A 17,517-nucleotide genomic window follows, 5' to 3' on the forward strand; every position below is an offset into this window, starting at 1 on the left:
TATGAAAAAACATATATTATCATTTGACCAGGGTACCACAAGCTCCAGGGCAATAGTATTTAACGAACATGGGGATCCAATTTCCGTTGCGCAAAAAGAGTTTAAACAAATCTTTCCCAAACCAGGCTGGGTAGAACATGATCCCGATGAGATTTGGTCATCACAAATTAGTGTTGCAGCCGAAGTTGTTTCTAAGGCTAAATTGAAATCAGATGATATTCATGCAATAGGGATAACCAACCAAAGGGAAACCACCGTAGTTTGGGATCGTGAAACCGGAGCCCCCATATATAATGCTATTGTATGGCAAGATAGAAGAACTTCAGATTACTGCGATGCTTTAAAAATTGAAGGGCACGAAGCAATGGTACAACAAAAAACAGGCTTGGTATTAGATGCTTACTTCCTGGCAACCAAAGTTAGGTGGATACTCGAAAACGTTGTAGGTGCGAAAGAAAAAGCAAAAGCCGGCAAATTGACATTGGGTACTGTTGATTCGTGGCTTGTTTGGAATTTAACCAATGGTAAAGATCACCTAACCGATGTGACCAATGCATCAAGAACCTTACTTTTTAATATTCACACCTTAGACTGGGATGAAGAGTTATTGGAGTTATTTGAAATCCCAAAAAGCATGCTTCCTAAAGTTTGTGATTCCAGTGGTAAACTTTCTGAGACCTCCGGAGAAATTTTTTCAAAAAAAATTCCTATCACCGGTATTGCCGGAGATCAACACGCCGCCCTATTTGGCCAAATGTGTACCGAAAAAGGAATGGCAAAAAATACGTATGGTACCGGATGTTTTTTATTAATGAATATTGGTGACCAGCCCATAATTTCAAAAAATAAATTAATAACCACCATCGCCTGGAAAATAGGTGATAAAGTAAATTATGCTTTTGAGGGAAGTATTTTTATTGCGGGAGCAGTTGTACAATGGTTACGTGATGGCATGGGATTGATTTCTTCGGCTGCAGATATTGAAGCATTGGCTGAACAGGTAGAAACTACAGACGGGCTTTATCTTGTACCTGCTTTTGCAGGTTTAGGTGCACCACACTGGAATCAACACGCACGTGGCACTATTGTAGGAATTACCAGAGGAAGCAACCAAAGCCATATTGCAAGAGCCTCATTAGAAAGCATAGCTTATCAAACTTATGATGTTGTAAAAGCTATGGAAGCCGATAGCGAAATTAAAATTAAAGAATTAAGAGTAGATGGAGGAGCCACTGTAAATTCACTTTTAATGCAAATTCAAGCTGATATTTTGAGTACTCGCATTTTACGACCTGAAACTACAGAAACTACTGCACTGGGTGCTGCGTATTTAGCAGGTTTAGGAGCTGGAATATGGAAGGATATTGAAGAGATTAAATCTAAGTGGAAAGTTATGGAGAGTTTTAATCCGAATGATAAAATTCCTGTTCAGGAAATGCTTAATGGTTGGCAACGGGCTGTAAAAACTACTAATTGTTGGTCTAAAAATTAAAGTATTATGAATGAATTTACGGCTGAATTTATTGGCACCATGTTCTTAATATTAATGGGAAATGGCGTGGTAGCCAACGTGGTTTTAAAAGGAACCAAAGGAAATGATAGCGGCTGGATAGTTATTACTACCGGTTGGGCACTGGCCGTCTTTACGGGCGTTGTAATTGCTGCGCCCTATAGTGGGGCGCATATTAATCCGGCAGTTACACTAGGCTTAGCTATAGCCGGCGAGTTTCCCTGGGAGAAAGCCCCAATATTTATTGGAGCCCAAATGCTGGGAGCAATGGCCGGGAGCTTTTTGGTGTGGGCTATTTATAGGCAACACTTTAATTGCACCACTAATTCCAACCTTCACCTGGCAGCATTTAGTACAGCCCCGGCAATACGTAATAAGTTTTCAAATCTATTGAGTGAAATCATTGGAACTTTCACTCTAATATTTGTAATATTCTATGTCACAAATCCTGTAATGGGAAATGAAAGTGAGACCCCAATAGGTATGGGGTCACTGGGAGCAATCCCGGTAGCCTTTTTGGTGTGGGCTATTGGCCTTTCTTTAGGCGGCACCACGGGCTATGCTATTAATCCAGCAAGAGATTTAGGACCGAGAATAGTTCATTCTCTGGTACCTATAATAAATGCAAAAGTGACTGGAACTACTCCTGGATTCCCATTATTGGGCCTGTAATTGGTGCCTCCATAGCAGCAATAGCATACCTTTTCTTAAATAATTAAATAAAACCGCTCTAGATGAAAGCTAAGTATCTTTTAATTTTTTGCCTCCTATTTATAACAAAAAATTATGCCCAACAACAAAATAACATCCAAAAACCTAAACTGGTGGTAGGAATCGTAGTAGACCAAATGCGATACGATTACCTTACGAGGTTTTGGGAACGATTTGAAGAAAACGGCTTTAAGCGACTAGTTAGCGAAGGCTATAATTTTAAAAATCACCATTTTAATTACGTTCCCACCTATACAGGACCGGGACATGCTTCTGTGTGGACCGGAACTACCCCAATGAACCATGGTATTATTGGCAATAATTGGTTCGACAAAGTAAAAGGTGAATCTGTATACTGTACCGATGATGCCTCGGTTACTCCTATTGGAACTAATTCTGATGCAGGAAAAATGTCTCCGGTCTTACTTAAAACTACCACAATAGCCGATCAAAACAGGCTGCACACCCAAATGAAGGGAAAAACAATTGGGGTAGCCCTAAAAGATCGCGGCTCTATTTTGCCCGCCGGCCACACTGCAAATGCTGCTTATTGGTTTTCTGGAGGAAAGGAAGGGCGTTTCATTACAAGTTCTTTCTATAGAGATGATTTGCCAAAATGGATTCGTGATTTCAATGATTCAGGGAAAGTTAAATCTTACCTAAAAGAATGGAATACACTTTATGATATAGAAACTTATACTGAAAGTGGAATAGACGAAAACAATTTTGAAGCCGGGTTTAAAGGCAAAGAAAAAGCGACCTTTCCATATAATTTAAAAGCCTTAAGTAGCAAGAATGGAAACTTTGGTATTATAAGCGCTACTCCTTTTGGTAACGATCTAACCACCGATTTTGCACTGGCTGCAATAAAAGGAGAAAAACTTGGCGAAGACGAAATTACTGATTTTTTAACCTTAAGCTTTTCCAGTACAGACTATGTTGGCCATAATTTTGGGGTAAACTCTAAAGAAATTGAAGACACTTATCTACGCCTGGATAAAAACATAGCAGAGATATTGAATTTTCTGGACAAGAATATAGGCAAAGGAGCATACACTATATTCCTTACTGCCGACCACGGCGCGGTGAATGTACCTTCCTATTTACAATCGGTTAAAATTCCCGGGGGATATTTTAATGATTTAAAATTTACACAAGCTCTAAAAAAACATGTTTTTAGTGAATTTGGCAAAGACAATTTAATTCAGAATGTCTCTAATGGACAGGTATTTTTTAATTATAAAAAACTTAAAGAAGCCAATATTAGCAGTGAAGAATTACAAAATTCTGTAGCCTTGTTTTGTATTCAGCAAGAGCAAATTGATAAAGTTATAACACGCAAACAGCTTTTAGGTGCAAACTTTAGCAGTGGTATTAGGGAGTTAATTCAAAATGGTTTTAATCAGAAACGCAGCGGGGATGTGGTTTTTGTTTTGAATCCTGCGACTATTGTATACCCAAAAACCGGTTCTACTCATGGTAGCGGTCTTACTTACGATACCCACGCCCCTCTTATCTTTTTTGGTGCAGGTGTAAAACAAGGAAATACCACAGAACGTTCTGAAATTCCAGACATTGCACCAACGGTAGCTAGTATTTTAGGTATTGCCTTTCCCAATGGAACTAGCGGTAGACCTTTGCACAAAATGCTAGATCAATAAATATACACTAACTGGCATCTTTAAAAAATATTAGATTTAGCAAAGTCCCAGGCATAGGTTATAGACTAAAATAAGTATGTAAATTTTAAAATATAGAAAATGAAATTTAGAAATTTTTCACTTGCAATCCTTCTACTTACAACCACGGCAATGGTTTCCCAAAATATTAGTATTGATAGTTTACATAGACCCAGAAATTACCATATTCAGGTAAATCAATTTGAAAGCTACCCAAATTCTAAAGAAGATATAATATTTTTAGGCAACAGCATTACTGCCGGAACCAGTTGGAGTGAACTGTTAGGACTACCCAATGCGAAAAATCGTGGCATCTCGGGTGATACTACCTTTGGTATTTTGGAAAGATTGGATGAAGTTATAGAAGGAGAACCTGCAAAGGTTTTTATCCTTATTGGCATAAATGATATTGCAAAAAATTATCCTGATGAGATAATTGTTTCCAACTATGAAAAAATAATAGATAGGATAAAAAAAGGAAGCCCCGAAACAAAGGTATTTATTCAAAGTATTTTACCTGTAAATAATACATTTACACGATATAAGAACCATTACAATAAAGATGAACATATACTGGCTATTAACAAGGAATTAGAAAAATTAGCGCAAACTTATAATGTTAACTTTATTGATCTGCACCCTCACTTTCTGGATGAAGAAGACCGCTTAAGCAAAAAATTTACTGAAGAAGGTTTACACTTAAACGCCACCGCTTATAAAACCTGGGCACAAATTCTTCAAGACTACTTGAATTAAGAATATAATCCAACGGTATTTCAAATTAAAAAAGAGAGGACTATATCCTCTCTTTTTTAATCTCACCGGGTAATTTGGCTAAAACTATATTTTATTCAATACCCTTTCAGGGTAATCTGTAATAATACCATCAACCTCTAACTCCAACATTCTTTTTATATCTTTTTCTTCATTTACGGTCCAGGGAATCAATTCCATATTTTGCTCTTTAATAGAATCTACCACCAAATTACTTTTAAGCAGCTTATGGCTAGGACTGTAGATATCTGGAGTAAAACCCAGTTTCTTTAAATTTTTATCTACCCCTTCTTTAGACACTAAATAAGCAAGTTCAACATCTGGATACTTCTCATTTAAAATTTTTAGAACATTTACATCAAACGATTGTATATTAACCTTATTCTTTATATTTTTTTCTTCCAGTAAATTCATTACCAGGTCTACAAATTCATTTGGATTAGGCTGATAAATCCCGTAATTCTTTTTAGAAGATTTAATTTCAATATTATATTTAACCTCATCAAGATTATTAACTTTAATATAATTTTCTACTGTATCTATTACCTCACTTAATAAAGGTTTATAGGTCTTTTGAAGCTTTTGATCTGGAAATAAGCGGTTTTTTCTGGAGCCGCTATCAAACTTTTTAATACTATCATAATCCATTTTATAAAGATTATAATCCTTCTCATCTTCTTTAGCTATACTATCTCCTTCTGGAGTCAACATATATAAAGCTAACATAATAGGTTCGTGAGAAACAACAATCTTCTTATCCTTAGAAACCACAACATCCAATTCCAGAACATCAGCACCTTTTTTCACCGCACTTAGAAAAGCGGGAATAGAATTTTCAGGGAAATTTCCACGGTCTCCCCTATGTCCTTGAACTTCTACATCTAATTGGGAAATTTCATCTTTAGAACGCTCATTTTTATTAGTTTCATTTTTGTTCTTACAACTCAAGGAAGATATAAGAAATAAGCATAACAGCAATTTAGTAATTTTCATTTTTATTGAAATTTTGATTAATATTCATCAGCTAAATCAATTAGCCGGTTAATAAGATTAATACATTAATATGGCCACATTAAGAGAAGTTTAAAAGCAATCTTTTTAATTATAATAATTGGTGATTTCTGGAGCTATTGCCACTTTAGCCTAGAAATAAAAAACATCTGTTAAGACCTAACAAATTAAACCTGCCGTAGTAATTACGGCAGGTTTTGCTAATCAATCCTTAGACCAATCACCTATTCAAATATTTTATTGGTACCGCCAAAGGGTATAATACCCCGAAGCTTGCCACTAAATTAAAAATTTGTTTCCAACCAAGGCTTCGTGAGCTTGCCTCAGTTTACTCTTTTTTAACCTTCTCAATTACCAGCCGGGATTTTGCTCTAAATTATCATTAAGCTCCAAATCTTCAAGTGGCAGCGGGTAGAAATAATCCCTATTTTCGTCAAAATTACCACCTTCAAATAAAAGCATGTTCCCGTAGTCACCTTCGGTTAAGGGCCTTTCATTGATATTCACCATAGTGCTCACTTCATCTGGTGCACCAGAAGTGTCCCCATCGTGTACATATACATCAAACTTACCATCATTATTAAAATCATGGGCACCTAATTCTGCGAAGTAAATCCCTTCTATTGGAGCTTCAATTTTTTGGCCTTCTTTCCACCTCATAAGGTCGTCCCAACGAAGTCCTTCATTTACCATTTCCACTCTTCGTTCGCGACGTATTTCCAGGATTACTCCTTTATTAGGTCCTTCAATATTTTCATAAAGGCTTTCCTGGTATGAATCTGGATTTGCATTGGCTTCAGCCATATTCAAATGAGGTAAACCTACGCGATCCCTTAACTTGTTTATGGAAATATCTAAATCTCCCTGTGTCAATGTTCCCAGTTCTGCTCTAGCTTCAGCATAGATTAGCAAAGCTTCGGCGTAACGAAATAGTATCACATCGTTAAATGATCCGCCAGATCCCCATTGCGGTCCTTTTGGTGGTAATGCTTTTATTATACGATAACCCGTTCTGGTAATATCTAAATTTACAGGCTCACGTTCTTCAGAACCATAGGTAGCAAAGTTAGGACCTGCAGTGGTTTGTGTCAATCTGGGGTCACGATTCTGCATTTCTTCATAAAACTCCATTGTTTCATAACCTGGTTGATCTGTAAATGAAGAACCATCGGTCATCAAATAACTATTCACTAAATCTTTTGCTAAGCCCCATCTTCCCTGGGTTGGTGCCGTCATTCTATAAGCCAGGTCATGAGTTCTTAATCCAAACTCATAATCTACTGCCAAAATGGTTTCAGTCGTATTCTGATCTTCCATAGCGAAAAGATCTAGATATGCCCTATCTGTACCACCGCTGGTATAAAGCTCATAGGCTCCCGAATCCATTAGCTCTTTAGCTGCTGAAGCTGCACCTTCCAGGAATCTTTCATAGTCGTCTATCCCATGATACTTTCTAAATGTACCTTCATAAAGTCCAATCCTGGCCTTTAAAATAAGTGCAGTATATTTAGTTATACGATTTAGTTCCTTTTCTGCCGGAATATTTTCAATAGCATAATCAATATCAGCTATAATAGAATCCATTACCAACTGTCGTGAATCCCTGCCTTTGGTCAATAGCTCTTCGTCGTCCTGATTTATAACTTCACCGTACCATGGCACTGCTCCAAATCGTTGTACTTTTTCGAAGTAAAAGTAAGCTCTAAAAAACTTTGCTATTCCCGAATATTTTGCCGTAGCCTGTGCATCATCTACCCTATTATAATTTTCCAGGAAATAATTAATTCTTCTTAGGTGCCCCCAGGACCAGCCTCCGCTCCCCCTATCGGTTGGCACCCTTCGTGTTCCTCTTAACCTATCTCCGGCACTTACACCTAAAATATTATCGGAATCTGAATCGTCCATATACACCGATTTTGTTGGCAAAACACCATATAAATCATTGGTGTAAGCTTCAAGATCAGCACCTGTATTAAAAAACTCATCTGAAGTTATGGCATCCCCAGGTGGCTGGTCCAATATATCAGCATCACAGCTTATCAATAGAAGAGAAAAAGCCAATAATGACGATACACGAATCATTTTTTTCTGTATATCTTTTGTTTTCATTTTGAATATTGTTGATTTATATATTTTGATAACCTTTTATTATTAAAGAAGCTTATAGGTTTACTTGCAAGCCCGCCGAAAATGTTTTGCCCATAGGGTACAATTGCGTGTTCGTTGCCGATCTTCCGCTAACACTATTTGGGTTTGAATAACTTACATGGCTTCCTACCTCTTCAGGATCAAGATATTTTGTTAAACCTCCAAAACTCCAGGTAAAGATATTCTCTCCACTAAGAAAAACTCTTAACCTTTTTATATTCACCTTTTTGGTTAAAGTAGGAGGAATAGTATACCCAAGGGTAAGGTTTTTAATTCTTAAGTACCCAATATTGGTTAAAAAGTGATCATTATAATTATACGACATACGTCCAGAACTTAAAGCACTATAGGCTCTTTGTCTCTGAGGAAATATTCTATTAGGATCGTTAGGGTGCGCCGGATCCCAAACTTTATTTAAAAGATCTTTTCTAATAAATGATGTATATGGCCTGTGGAAAGTTGCCCAATACAATGGGCCGTTGGGGTACCAATCTTGTTTTGCAACCCCCTGCCCAATAACAGTAAGATCAAAATTTTTCCAGGAAGCATTTATATTAAACCCAAAAGGAAATTGTGGCATAGAATTTCCAATTGGCACTAAGTCTCCGTGATCTTCAAGCGTATTATTACCGTTATCTATACTACCATCTCCATCAACATCTACATATTTAAGATCTCCTCCCCTTAACAGGTTCCAGTCACTATTTGAGCCATAATCAAGTATTCCCCTATACACCCTAAAAAGGTTGTCTCTTCCATATTCACTTTGAAAAGCTGCAGCTTCCTCATCTGATTGGAATTGACCGTCTATGCGATACCCCCATATTTCACCCACTTCCTGACCTTCATAAAAAGTACTCAGCAAGCCGTTTGGATTATCAAATTTTGTTATTTCTGCACGGTTATTTGATACATTCGCACTCGCACTAAGGGATAACTCTGAACCTAAAACAGTAAATTCATCATTATACCCTACAGTTACCTCAAAACCTCTGTTTCGCATTGCTGCATAATTCCTTCTAGGTTCTGATGCACCAAATACAGCTGCCAAGGGTTGACCAGGCAAGTACATATCTTCTGTATTACGCTCGTAAACTTCAAGAGAGGTTGTTAATTTATCCCTTAAAAAGCCCATATTAAGACCAACATTTGTTGAAGTTATCTTCTCCCATCCAATATTGGCCGGCAGTGGTGATGGCACCCTTGCATAGTTGTTTTGCTCACCATTAAACAACCAGGAAGTTCTACCCATTCCTATGAGTTGTCTAAAGGTATTCACACCAACACTCTGGTTTCCAAGCTTACCATAAGAGGCTTTTAATTTTAAAGAAGAAATTACACTTTCTATTGAAGGTGTCCAGAAGTCTTCTTTGTCAATTATCCAACCTCCGGCAATAGATGGAAATAGCCCCCACCTGTTTTCCTCAGGAAAACGTGAAGAGCCATCATAACGGGCGTTAAGCTCCAAAAGGTATTTACCATCGTAATCATAATTAAATCGTCCAAAATATCCCTGAACGGCCCATTCTAACGTAGAGCCTTCCATATCTAGCATTTCAGTACCAAAAGTAATATTAGCTTTATCCCTGGTAAGTAAATCCTCAATTCTCATCCCTACTCTATCCCTATCAAACTCCTCCTGATTAAAACCAAGCATTACTTTAAAGTTGTGCTTATCTGCAACTCTTTTGGTATAAGTACCATAAATATTTATCGCAGTGTAATAGTCTTTCCAACGATATTCATTTAGACGGTTTAAGCCTTCATCCTCTAATAACTCAAGTTTATCTCCAGACAGGTAACTAAATGGTTTATAAGAAAACGTCCTGTCTGTTCTGTCAATACTATAGTTATAATTCATATTGAGCACCAAACCTTCAAGAGGTTTAATTTCAGCACCCAGGGTGTTTGTTTGATTTTCATACGTCCATTGTCGATGCGCTGCACCTTCCTTTAAGGCTCCTAAACGGCCTACATAACCATTTCTGGTACGGCCAACACTAACACCATAACCATCTACAAATGCCGGATGATTAGGAAAAAGGTCACGCCATTTACTAACTCCAAATTCATCTCCCCAACCATTTTTTGTTCCTGCATATTGCTCGTCATACCTACTACTAAACCTACTCAATGCCGTTAACTCCAACCATTCATAAGGATTCGCACTTAATTTAAGCTGCAGGTTATATCGTTTCATTTCGGCATCCTGAATGTTTTGGATTTTCTCCCTTTCATAAGTTCTACCCGAAATCACTCCTCTTAGCTTTTTAGACCCACCGGAAACCGAAATATTATTTATCTGGTGCGCTCTTCGATCTTTAAATAAAATATCATAGAAATCGGTATTTCCGAAGAATTTATAAGTCCCGTCAGGCTGTTGTTCATAGAATGGTTCTCGCTCCCCATTCCCTACCTGTTGTGCAATTTCCCAATCTTCATCTTCATAACAAACGTAACATCCACTATGGTAAGACCCTATAGCTTCATCTACCCATTTTGCATAAGTATATGGATTGGTAACAAAATCGGTTCTACTGGTATTTGTAGTAAATCCGAAGTTATTGGAATACTCTACATTAAACTCCCCTTCTTTTCCTGATTTAGTGGTTATTAAAACAACCCCAAAAGAGCCCCTGGCCCCATATATGGCGGCTGCACCGGCATCTTTTAATACCGTAACACTTGCAATATCATTTGGGTTTATGTTTGCAAGGTCTCCTTCTATACCGTCAATTATAACAAGCGGAGATCCTCCATTAATAGAATTAAAACCACGAATATTGATACTGGGTGTTGATGAAGGATCACCACCTGCACCCGAGCGAACGTTTAATCCCGGCACTGCCCCCTGTAAAGAACTGGCTATATCGGCAGAAGGTCGTGTTTCTATATTTCCCAGGTTTGCGGTACTTACCGAACCAACCAGGTTTTCTTCTTTTTGTGTACCATAACCTACAACTACCACCTCATCTAAACTTTCTGAATCCTCCTCCAGAGTAATATTAAAATTAGTTTTAGCCCCAATGCTTACTTCTTTAGATTTATAACCTAAAAAAGAAAAAACCAAAACAGTATTATTGTTATCTGAAACTGAAAGGGAAAATTCCCCATCAAAATCGGTAACCGCTCCTTTAGAGGTTCCCTTTTCCTGAACAGTAACCCCAGGTATTGGTATCCCTGTTTCGTCAGATACCAGACCTGAAATTGGTCTTTCCTGAGCTTGTATTAACCCAGGTCCCAGAACTAAGGTTAATAACATAAACCCTTGTAAAATTTGTTTCATAATTTTTTAAATTAAATTTCATAATTAGGTTTGCAAATATTTTATTTAGTTTTCAATTCTTCTGCACCTTAAAATTGTCTTTCTATTAACTTTAGGTTAACTAAATCTTGTGTAAACCGTCGAATAAAGCGCGAAATCGATATAGTGACTAAAAAACACCTACAATCAAATCATTTATTCACATTAGATTAACAAAATCAAATGTAAAAAATAAAAACAAAAAACAACAATTTAAAACCTAAAAAAATATTTTATTTATTTTTATTTGTTATTTTTAATAGTGTTTTCATATAAAAACTATTAAAAAAATAGCAAGAAAAGTCCTAAAATCTCTTCGAAATGATATCTCAACAGCACATATTATTAAATACAAAACGAAACTAGCACCTTATATAGGAATCTTTAAGAAAAGGTATGTTCTAAAGTTGACTGTTCTAATAGGTTATATTAGCTTTTGTTTTTAAAAAACTTAAATAGTGTTATAACCTATATCTCTATAAAGATGCTTTCAAAAATATATGGGAAAGCTTTTTAAAACCGGAAAGCATTAAAAAGTTCATTAAACTAAACTAACAGAAAAAACAAAAAGATATTCTCCAGCAGCTTAAAGCTAACTTTTATGTATAGTAGGGGAAAAAACAGGTATTGCAGCAAGTATATCACTCACTCCTATCCCTGAGAAATTGTTTTATGGAGGGAGAAAATAAAGTTTTGTGTAAGCTAAATTAGCTTAAAGCAAGTGCTTTAGTTATTTATTGGAGCTTTTATTTAAATCTCAAGAAAAAAAAAGGAACCATCTTAGCTCGATAATACAGTGCAGTAGTAATAATTATACGATTGTAATTTTTATTCCATGTTCCTCCAGTGCTTCCCTGGTAAATTTTGAAATTCCTGAATCTGTTATAATTTCATCTATACTATCAAAACCGCAAATTCTACCAAAACCACGTTTACCAAATTTAGTGGAATCAGCCAGTACAATAGTTTTTTGAGACACTTTAATCATTTCCCTATTAAGCCTGGCTTCCATCATATTGGCCGTGGTAAGACCAAATTCAAGATCAATACCATCTACCCCCAAAAATAATTTAGAGCAAGAAAAATCTGAAAGGTTATTTTCTGCATATAAACCGGTTACAGAAGAAGAACGTTTACGAAGAATTCCCCCTAATTGAATAACCTCTATCTCGATATGCTGATTTAATTCAAGAGCTACGTTTAAAGCTGAAGTAATAACCGTAAGGTTTTCCAGGGGCTTTATATTTTTGGCCAGGGATAACACGGTAGTACCTGAAGCAATTAATATAGAGTCGTTGGCAGTAACCATTTTTGCAGCAACTTCACCTATGCCCATTTTTTCCGAAAGATGAATTTTCTCCTTTTCATTCACATGCCTATCGGTTGTATAAGGATTGGTATGGGTCGCACCACCATGCATTCTATACAATAAACCCTTCTCTTCCAAAAATTTAAGGTCTTTTCGAACCGTTACCGAAGAAACATCAAATTCATCACATAGATCCTGAACCTTGACTTGCCCGTCTTTAGTAATTTTTTCTATTATTATTTGATGTCTTTCTATTGTTCCCATGAAGTTTTATTATATAGCAGGATTAATAAAAGCAAAATACGATATTTTCATTGGACTCTCAAAACTGAAAAAAAATAATTATTCTTTTTTATCATCTGCTTACTCCCGCCCAGCCTTAGATTGCATTGATCACTCCTAATTCTTAATAAGAATATTTGGCTTAATTTACTTGGTAAGTTTCTTTAGGCTACTAATTACTATCCATTTAAAGACTTACAGTAACTCGTAAATGTTTTTGCTCGAAAATATGTAAGCCCAGAAAGTTTTATAAAATATAGTATGGCGAACATTTTTATTGGTAAAGAACTCGCTATAAAAGCTTTAAATGATAAATTAGGATTCTTATTTTCACTATTTTCTATTAACTTTAGCTTAAATAAAAGTTTGTAACACCCAGTATGCCACCAAAAGAACCACCTAAGAAAGATGAAAGCCTGCTTCATTCGCGGGGAAAAGCATTATTTATCAATAAAGAATATATTGGTGAATTTGTGTACGGTGGAATTGATGGTGCCATTACAACATTTGCGGTAGTAGCCGGGGCCGAAGGTGCCAGCCTGGGAATTTCGGTAGTAGTAATACTGGGATTAGCCAATTTAATTGCCGATGGCTTCTCCATGTCTGTAGGTAATTTTTTCTCTACAAAAGCTGAAAAAGACAACTTCGATAAACACAGGCAGATAGAATACTGGGAGATAGAAAATCTTAGGGAAAAAGAAATACAGGAAATAAGGGATATCTATAAAGAAAAAGGCTTTAAAGGAGAGTTATTAGAACAAGTGGTAGAAGTAATTACCTCTAATAAAGATGTATGGGTAGATACTATGATGAAAGAAGAACTTGAAATGGTTCGAGGCGAAAAAACCCCTTATAAAACAGCAGGAGTAACTTTTGCAAGTTTTCTAGCAGTAGGATCGGTTCCCCTACTTTCATATCTATTCATGAACACTAACTCTTCAAGCCTGGACTCTCAACTTTTCTTATACTCCTGCATTCTTACCGCTATTGCACTTTCTATTGTAGGTGCCCTTAAGAGTTTGGTGACTGAAAAGAATATGATTGTTGGTATTCTGGAAACCCTTTTACTTGGAGGAATTGCAGCATTTATTGCATATTATGTAGGAGACGTACTGGAAAAAATACTTTCATGATCTTTTAGAAGTAAATAAATTTTTCTAAGTATAAAAGGTGAGTGCCATTTTCTGAGAAATCATTATAGTCAAACCTGATTCGTTTCTAAGATTGGACATATTTACAGCTTACTTTTAAAATCACTTCATTTCCACTCCAAACCAACCAAATTAAAACTATAACAAATTACATATCAAATCTTTATACTCCTGTATATTTCTTTCGTATTTTTTCTGCAACCTAAGCCATAAGAATACGCCAATTGCTAAAGTAATAATTGCCAATACGTACATAGCAATATCATTACTCCCTAAAAAAATAGCTATTACAAAACTTAAAGCTAAAAGCAGGTGTACAAATATTACAAACTTCCACAATAAGTGCTGGCTAAAAGAGATATTTACATTGGTCTCCCCTTTTCCTTCTGCATTAGATAAGCTTCCTTTTACGACCACGTTATTATGATAAAGAATATACCAGGCATAAAGCAGCCGTTTACGAATTTTAAAAGATACTAAGTTATTTTGATTGTTTTTAATATTAAACACAAACCCATTGGCAGCACCAAAAGAAGCTTCCAAATTCTTACTTATTTCGTTAGGCCTACACTTAACTTTAAAATTCCAGTTTTTCATATTTTATATTTGAAGGGATATTACATTCCGCAACAAAAACCTGCTAATGTATAGTTAAATGTAGTACTTTTTTCCGATGTTACCTGGTTTCAACTACTAATTTTAAAACCGGGTAATTCATTTTAAATTAAGAGGCCTGTTAGATCTCCGGTGTATTTTTGGGTATTAATTGTATTTAAATACTATTTGAAATGACTAGCCCGTAACATTCAATTAATTTTTGGCTAATTCCAAAAGCTTTAATACCGTTTTCCAATTTCTGGTTGTGGCCCCTACCTTCAATTGCTTTTCGAAAAAACTGTTTGATAATTTTGATTTATGATACTTACCCTCGCATAATATAAATACATCTTTATCTTTTATTTTGAATTTATCAGGCTCGTGGTCAAGGCTTGATACTTTGTCTATATGTTGCTTAGCAGGTTTTTCTTTTAAAAATGTTAAATGCAACTGACTAATATCAACATCTTTATCATAAAAAGAATTGTTATTTATTGAAGTTTCAAGCTCCTTTTCTGTTCTAACTATTACAGGTACATCAAACCCGAACTCCTGGGCAATACCTTTCTCCAGTGCGTTTTCTAATTCAAAACCTTGTTTATCTGAATTAAAAATAAGGTTCCCGCTTTGAATATAGGTTTTTACGTTTTCCATGCCCAATTTTTCACAAAGTAACTTTAAATCGGCCATCAGGATTTTTCGCTTTCCTCCTACATTTATTCCTCTTAAAATTCCTATTTTTTTGTTCATTAGATACACTTTGGTTTATTTGCTGCCAGAGTTCTGAAACGGTCTATTTATGAAAAGCATGATAGATTCGAAGCACTTCATTCTTCCTTTATCTCTAAGCTTTAACAAACGTTTTCACTTTTAATTTACTTATTGGTTAAACATCAAAACTTTGTTTTGGCTTTGCCTGCTCAAAGAGCAGAACTCTTGTAATCTATCTGATTTGCTATTAGCTATAGAGCTTGTTGATATTTCAAATTTTATTTTTTTCGTTTATAATGTCTCTGCGATATTTGATTTAGAAATGTTTTTGTTTCAATTAACTCAAATTTCAATTCGTTAGGTAATTCTCCAAAAAGTGAAGAACCGCCGCCTAGTAAAATTGGAATAGTTGTTAATAGCATTTCATCAATTAAATCTGCTTTTAAAAAATTTCTGATTGTTTTTCCTCCATCAATATATAATCTTTCATATCCTTTTTTATGAATTTGTTCTAAAATTTCGGTTAAAGTTCCATGGACTAAAAAAGCCTTGTCCTTATGAGATTCAGGTATTTCTTTCAATTTGTTACTTAACACAAAAACAGGTTTGTTATATGGCCATGGAACATTAAATCCAATTACAGTTTCGAATGTATTTCGCCCCATAATAAGTGCGTCAATCCCATTCGTAAATTGCAAATATCCCATATCGTCATTGTCGGGATTTGGAACGGAATTCAACCAATCAATTCCTCCTTTTTTATCAGCTATATAACCATCTAAACTTGTTGCGATAAATATGCTATTTTTCTTGCTCATTAATTCTTTCGCATTGCTGGATTAAATGTTCTAACGCAACAAAGTCTTATTAAAAGTTGCGTGGTCAAATATAATTTTTTCCTTCAAGACACATCATTTCTTGCGGTGTATTGTACCCCAGTGTTTCTCTAGCCCTGTTCTTGAGTTTATTCTGAATAATTTTCAATATTATATTCACTTTATAAACTGTCTTTTGATTATTCAGCTTGTGGCTTACTAAAAACTAAAGTTACTAAGAGGCGTAAATTCCCTATAGTCTTGAATTCAGTAATTATTTTAAACCTGCCCCCAATAAAGATATTTTTTCTAAGTATTTCTTCCGAAAATCGGGACTGGAATTTTTAACCGGGGAGATGTAAGTTACTTTTACAGGAGTAATTCCGCAAAATTGCAAAGTACCTTTTTTAAACTGATTTATGGCCGGGCTTTTCATAAATAGAGAATCATACCATTTTGGCGTATCGGCAGTAATAATTAAACGTGCCGATTTTCCTTTTAAGAGCTTTTCGGGAAAAGCTTTACCCTTAACCGGTTGATAAGTGATTCCCGGAAGAAATGTTCTATCAATAAAGCCTTTCATTATAGCCGGATACCCATACCACCACATTGGAAATATCCATACAATATGGTCAGCTTTTTTTATCTTGTCAATTGCCTTAAGCAAATCGGGTTCCAGGTCCATTCTCTTGCGGTAACCAAATTTTAAATTAGGTTCAAAGTCTAATTCAGAAATATTAATTTGGCTCAAGATCGCATCTGTGTTACCTACACCTTTTGCATAAGCCTTTGATAATGCGTAATTAAAACTCTCTTTATCGGGATGCCCATTAATTATAAGTATTTGTTTCATCTATGTTCTATGTTTTTTACAAAGAACCACACAACTAAGCTCCTTTAAAAGGACATTTGTCTAATTTGAAATTGACTTTCTTATTCGGCTTAGATGTCTTTGGGTAATGCCTAAATAAGATGCGAGAAAGTTAAGGGGAATAAACTGTAAATATTCCGGTTGGTTTTTAAGTAAGTCGCTATAACGTTTTTCGGCCGTTTCCTTTTGTAACAGGAAAATTCTTTTTTCCATTTTTATATATTCCTGTTCTGCAATAAGTTTAAAAAACCGCAACCAATTGGTACTTGATTGCTCTAGTTTTAAAATCTCATTTCGAGATATTGTTAATATTTCAACATCGGTTAAAGCCTGAATATTTTCAACAGTTTTATTTTGAGATAAAAAAGAAGAATAAGCAGTTACAAACGAATTGGAAAATGTAAAACAATAGGTTACTTCTTTTTCTAAAGATGAATAGTAAAAAGATCTAAATAGTCCTGAAGCTACAAAGGCTACTTCTTTGCAAGTTTGCCCTTCCCGGATAAAAAAATCTCCTTTTTTAAACTTTTTATAGACTAGTTTATTTTCAAATACATCTATTTCATCTTTGGTTAGTACACCAAATTCTTCTAAATAATTCCTCATTTTTTATTACTTCCAAAGGATTATAGCGAAGGAAAAAC

At 35.4% G+C, this 17,517-nt stretch carries 13 protein-coding genes and 1 pseudogene; 5 read left to right on the forward strand and 9 right to left on the reverse strand.

What is annotated here, in order from left to right:
• Position 1: 1 nt before the first annotated feature.
• The 4 genes and pseudogenes from glpK (at position 2) to I6U50_RS08845 (ending at position 4,656) form a co-directional block, all read left to right on the forward strand.
• A complete protein-coding gene (gene glpK, locus I6U50_RS08830; RefSeq protein ID WP_198638584.1) occupies positions 2–1,492 on the forward strand; it encodes a glycerol kinase GlpK in 1,491 nt (496 codons plus the stop codon).
• A 6-nt stretch (positions 1,493–1,498) separates the two neighbouring features.
• Positions 1,499–2,229 (forward strand): annotated as a pseudogene (locus tag I6U50_RS08835) (MIP/aquaporin family protein).
• A 15-nt stretch (positions 2,230–2,244) separates the two neighbouring features.
• Entirely contained in the window at positions 2,245–3,882 is a 1,638-nt protein-coding gene (gene pafA / locus I6U50_RS08840; protein WP_198638585.1) for an alkaline phosphatase PafA, read from the forward strand.
• Positions 3,883–3,981: 99 nt separating this feature from the next.
• Positions 3,982–4,656, forward strand: coding sequence for a GDSL-type esterase/lipase family protein (locus I6U50_RS08845; protein WP_198638586.1), 675 nt, complete (start codon positions 3,982–3,984; stop codon positions 4,654–4,656).
• Positions 4,657–4,740: 84 nt separating this feature from the next.
• On the opposite strand, the gene I6U50_RS08850 is transcribed toward I6U50_RS08845, so the two are convergent.
• The 4 genes from I6U50_RS08850 to I6U50_RS08865 form a co-directional block, all read right to left on the reverse strand.
• Positions 4,741–5,667 carry a glycerophosphodiester phosphodiesterase family protein gene (locus tag I6U50_RS08850; RefSeq protein ID WP_198638587.1) on the reverse strand — a complete coding sequence of 309 codons (927 nt, stop codon included), beginning with the start codon at positions 5,665–5,667 and terminating at the stop codon, positions 4,741–4,743.
• A 369-nt stretch (positions 5,668–6,036) separates the two neighbouring features.
• Complete coding sequence (locus I6U50_RS08855; RefSeq protein ID WP_227740384.1) at positions 6,037–7,794, reverse strand: RagB/SusD family nutrient uptake outer membrane protein; 1,758 nt, start codon at positions 7,792–7,794, stop codon at positions 6,037–6,039.
• A gap of 52 nt (positions 7,795–7,846) precedes the next feature.
• Entirely contained in the window at positions 7,847–11,119 is a 3,273-nt protein-coding gene (locus tag I6U50_RS08860) for a SusC/RagA family TonB-linked outer membrane protein (protein WP_198638588.1), read from the reverse strand.
• Positions 11,120–11,948: 829 nt separating this feature from the next.
• Complete coding sequence (locus I6U50_RS08865) at positions 11,949–12,710, reverse strand: DeoR/GlpR family DNA-binding transcription regulator (RefSeq protein ID WP_198638589.1); 762 nt, start codon at positions 12,708–12,710, stop codon at positions 11,949–11,951.
• Between the two features lie 398 nt (positions 12,711–13,108).
• Between I6U50_RS08865 and I6U50_RS08870 the strand changes: the two genes are divergently transcribed.
• Complete coding sequence (locus tag I6U50_RS08870; RefSeq protein WP_198638590.1) at positions 13,109–13,861, forward strand: VIT1/CCC1 transporter family protein; 753 nt, start codon at positions 13,109–13,111, stop codon at positions 13,859–13,861.
• 156 nt (positions 13,862–14,017) lie between these two features.
• On the opposite strand, the gene I6U50_RS08875 is transcribed toward I6U50_RS08870, so the two are convergent.
• The 5 genes from I6U50_RS08875 to I6U50_RS08895 all read right to left on the reverse strand — a co-directional run bounded on the left by I6U50_RS08875 (position 14,018) and on the right by I6U50_RS08895 (position 17,479).
• On the reverse strand, positions 14,018–14,476 hold the full coding sequence (locus tag I6U50_RS08875; RefSeq protein ID WP_198638591.1) for a DUF423 domain-containing protein: 459 nt from the start codon (positions 14,474–14,476) through the stop codon (positions 14,018–14,020).
• A gap of 213 nt (positions 14,477–14,689) precedes the next feature.
• Positions 14,690–15,226 (reverse strand): DUF1697 domain-containing protein, encoded by a 537-nt coding sequence (locus tag I6U50_RS08880; protein WP_198638592.1) that lies wholly within the window; start codon positions 15,224–15,226, stop codon positions 14,690–14,692.
• 239 nt (positions 15,227–15,465) lie between these two features.
• The gene (locus I6U50_RS08885) at positions 15,466–16,005 is read right to left on the reverse strand and encodes a dihydrofolate reductase family protein (protein ID WP_198638593.1); all 540 of its coding nucleotides are present in this window, start codon (positions 16,003–16,005) and stop codon (positions 15,466–15,468) included.
• 271 nt (positions 16,006–16,276) lie between these two features.
• Positions 16,277–16,855, reverse strand: coding sequence for an NAD(P)H-dependent oxidoreductase (locus tag I6U50_RS08890; protein WP_198638594.1), 579 nt, complete (start codon positions 16,853–16,855; stop codon positions 16,277–16,279).
• A gap of 60 nt (positions 16,856–16,915) precedes the next feature.
• Positions 16,916–17,479 (reverse strand): Crp/Fnr family transcriptional regulator, encoded by a 564-nt coding sequence (locus I6U50_RS08895; protein ID WP_198638595.1) that lies wholly within the window; start codon positions 17,477–17,479, stop codon positions 16,916–16,918.
• Positions 17,480–17,517: the final 38 nt, after the last annotated feature.

The organism is Salegentibacter maritimus (genome assembly GCF_016236975.1).
GTDB lineage: Bacteria > Bacteroidota > Bacteroidia > Flavobacteriales > Flavobacteriaceae > Salegentibacter > Salegentibacter maritimus.

Coding starts and splice junctions, on each gene's coding strand:
- I6U50_RS08875 (WP_198638591.1), bottom strand. CDS start 14,476: ATGAAAAACTGGAATTTTAAAGTTAAGTGTAGGCCTAACGAAATAAGT.
- I6U50_RS08870 (WP_198638590.1), top strand. CDS start 13,109: ATGCCACCAAAAGAACCACCTAAGAAAGATGAAAGCCTGCTTCATTCG.
- I6U50_RS08845 (WP_198638586.1), top strand. CDS start 3,982: ATGAAATTTAGAAATTTTTCACTTGCAATCCTTCTACTTACAACCACG.
- I6U50_RS08860 (WP_198638588.1), bottom strand. CDS start 11,119: ATGAAACAAATTTTACAAGGGTTTATGTTATTAACCTTAGTTCTGGGA.
- I6U50_RS08850 (WP_198638587.1), bottom strand. CDS start 5,667: ATGAAAATTACTAAATTGCTGTTATGCTTATTTCTTATATCTTCCTTG.
- I6U50_RS08880 (WP_198638592.1), bottom strand. CDS start 15,226: ATGAACAAAAAAATAGGAATTTTAAGAGGAATAAATGTAGGAGGAAAG.
- I6U50_RS08855 (WP_227740384.1), bottom strand. CDS start 7,794: ATGAAAACAAAAGATATACAGAAAAAAATGATTCGTGTATCGTCATTA.
- I6U50_RS08865 (WP_198638589.1), bottom strand. CDS start 12,710: ATGGGAACAATAGAAAGACATCAAATAATAATAGAAAAAATTACTAAA.
- glpK (WP_198638584.1), top strand. CDS start 2: ATGAAAAAACATATATTATCATTTGACCAGGGTACCACAAGCTCCAGG.
- I6U50_RS08890 (WP_198638594.1), bottom strand. CDS start 16,855: ATGAAACAAATACTTATAATTAATGGGCATCCCGATAAAGAGAGTTTT.
- pafA (WP_198638585.1), top strand. CDS start 2,245: ATGAAAGCTAAGTATCTTTTAATTTTTTGCCTCCTATTTATAACAAAA.
- I6U50_RS08895 (WP_198638595.1), bottom strand. CDS start 17,479: ATGAGGAATTATTTAGAAGAATTTGGTGTACTAACCAAAGATGAAATA.
- I6U50_RS08885 (WP_198638593.1), bottom strand. CDS start 16,005: ATGAGCAAGAAAAATAGCATATTTATCGCAACAAGTTTAGATGGTTAT.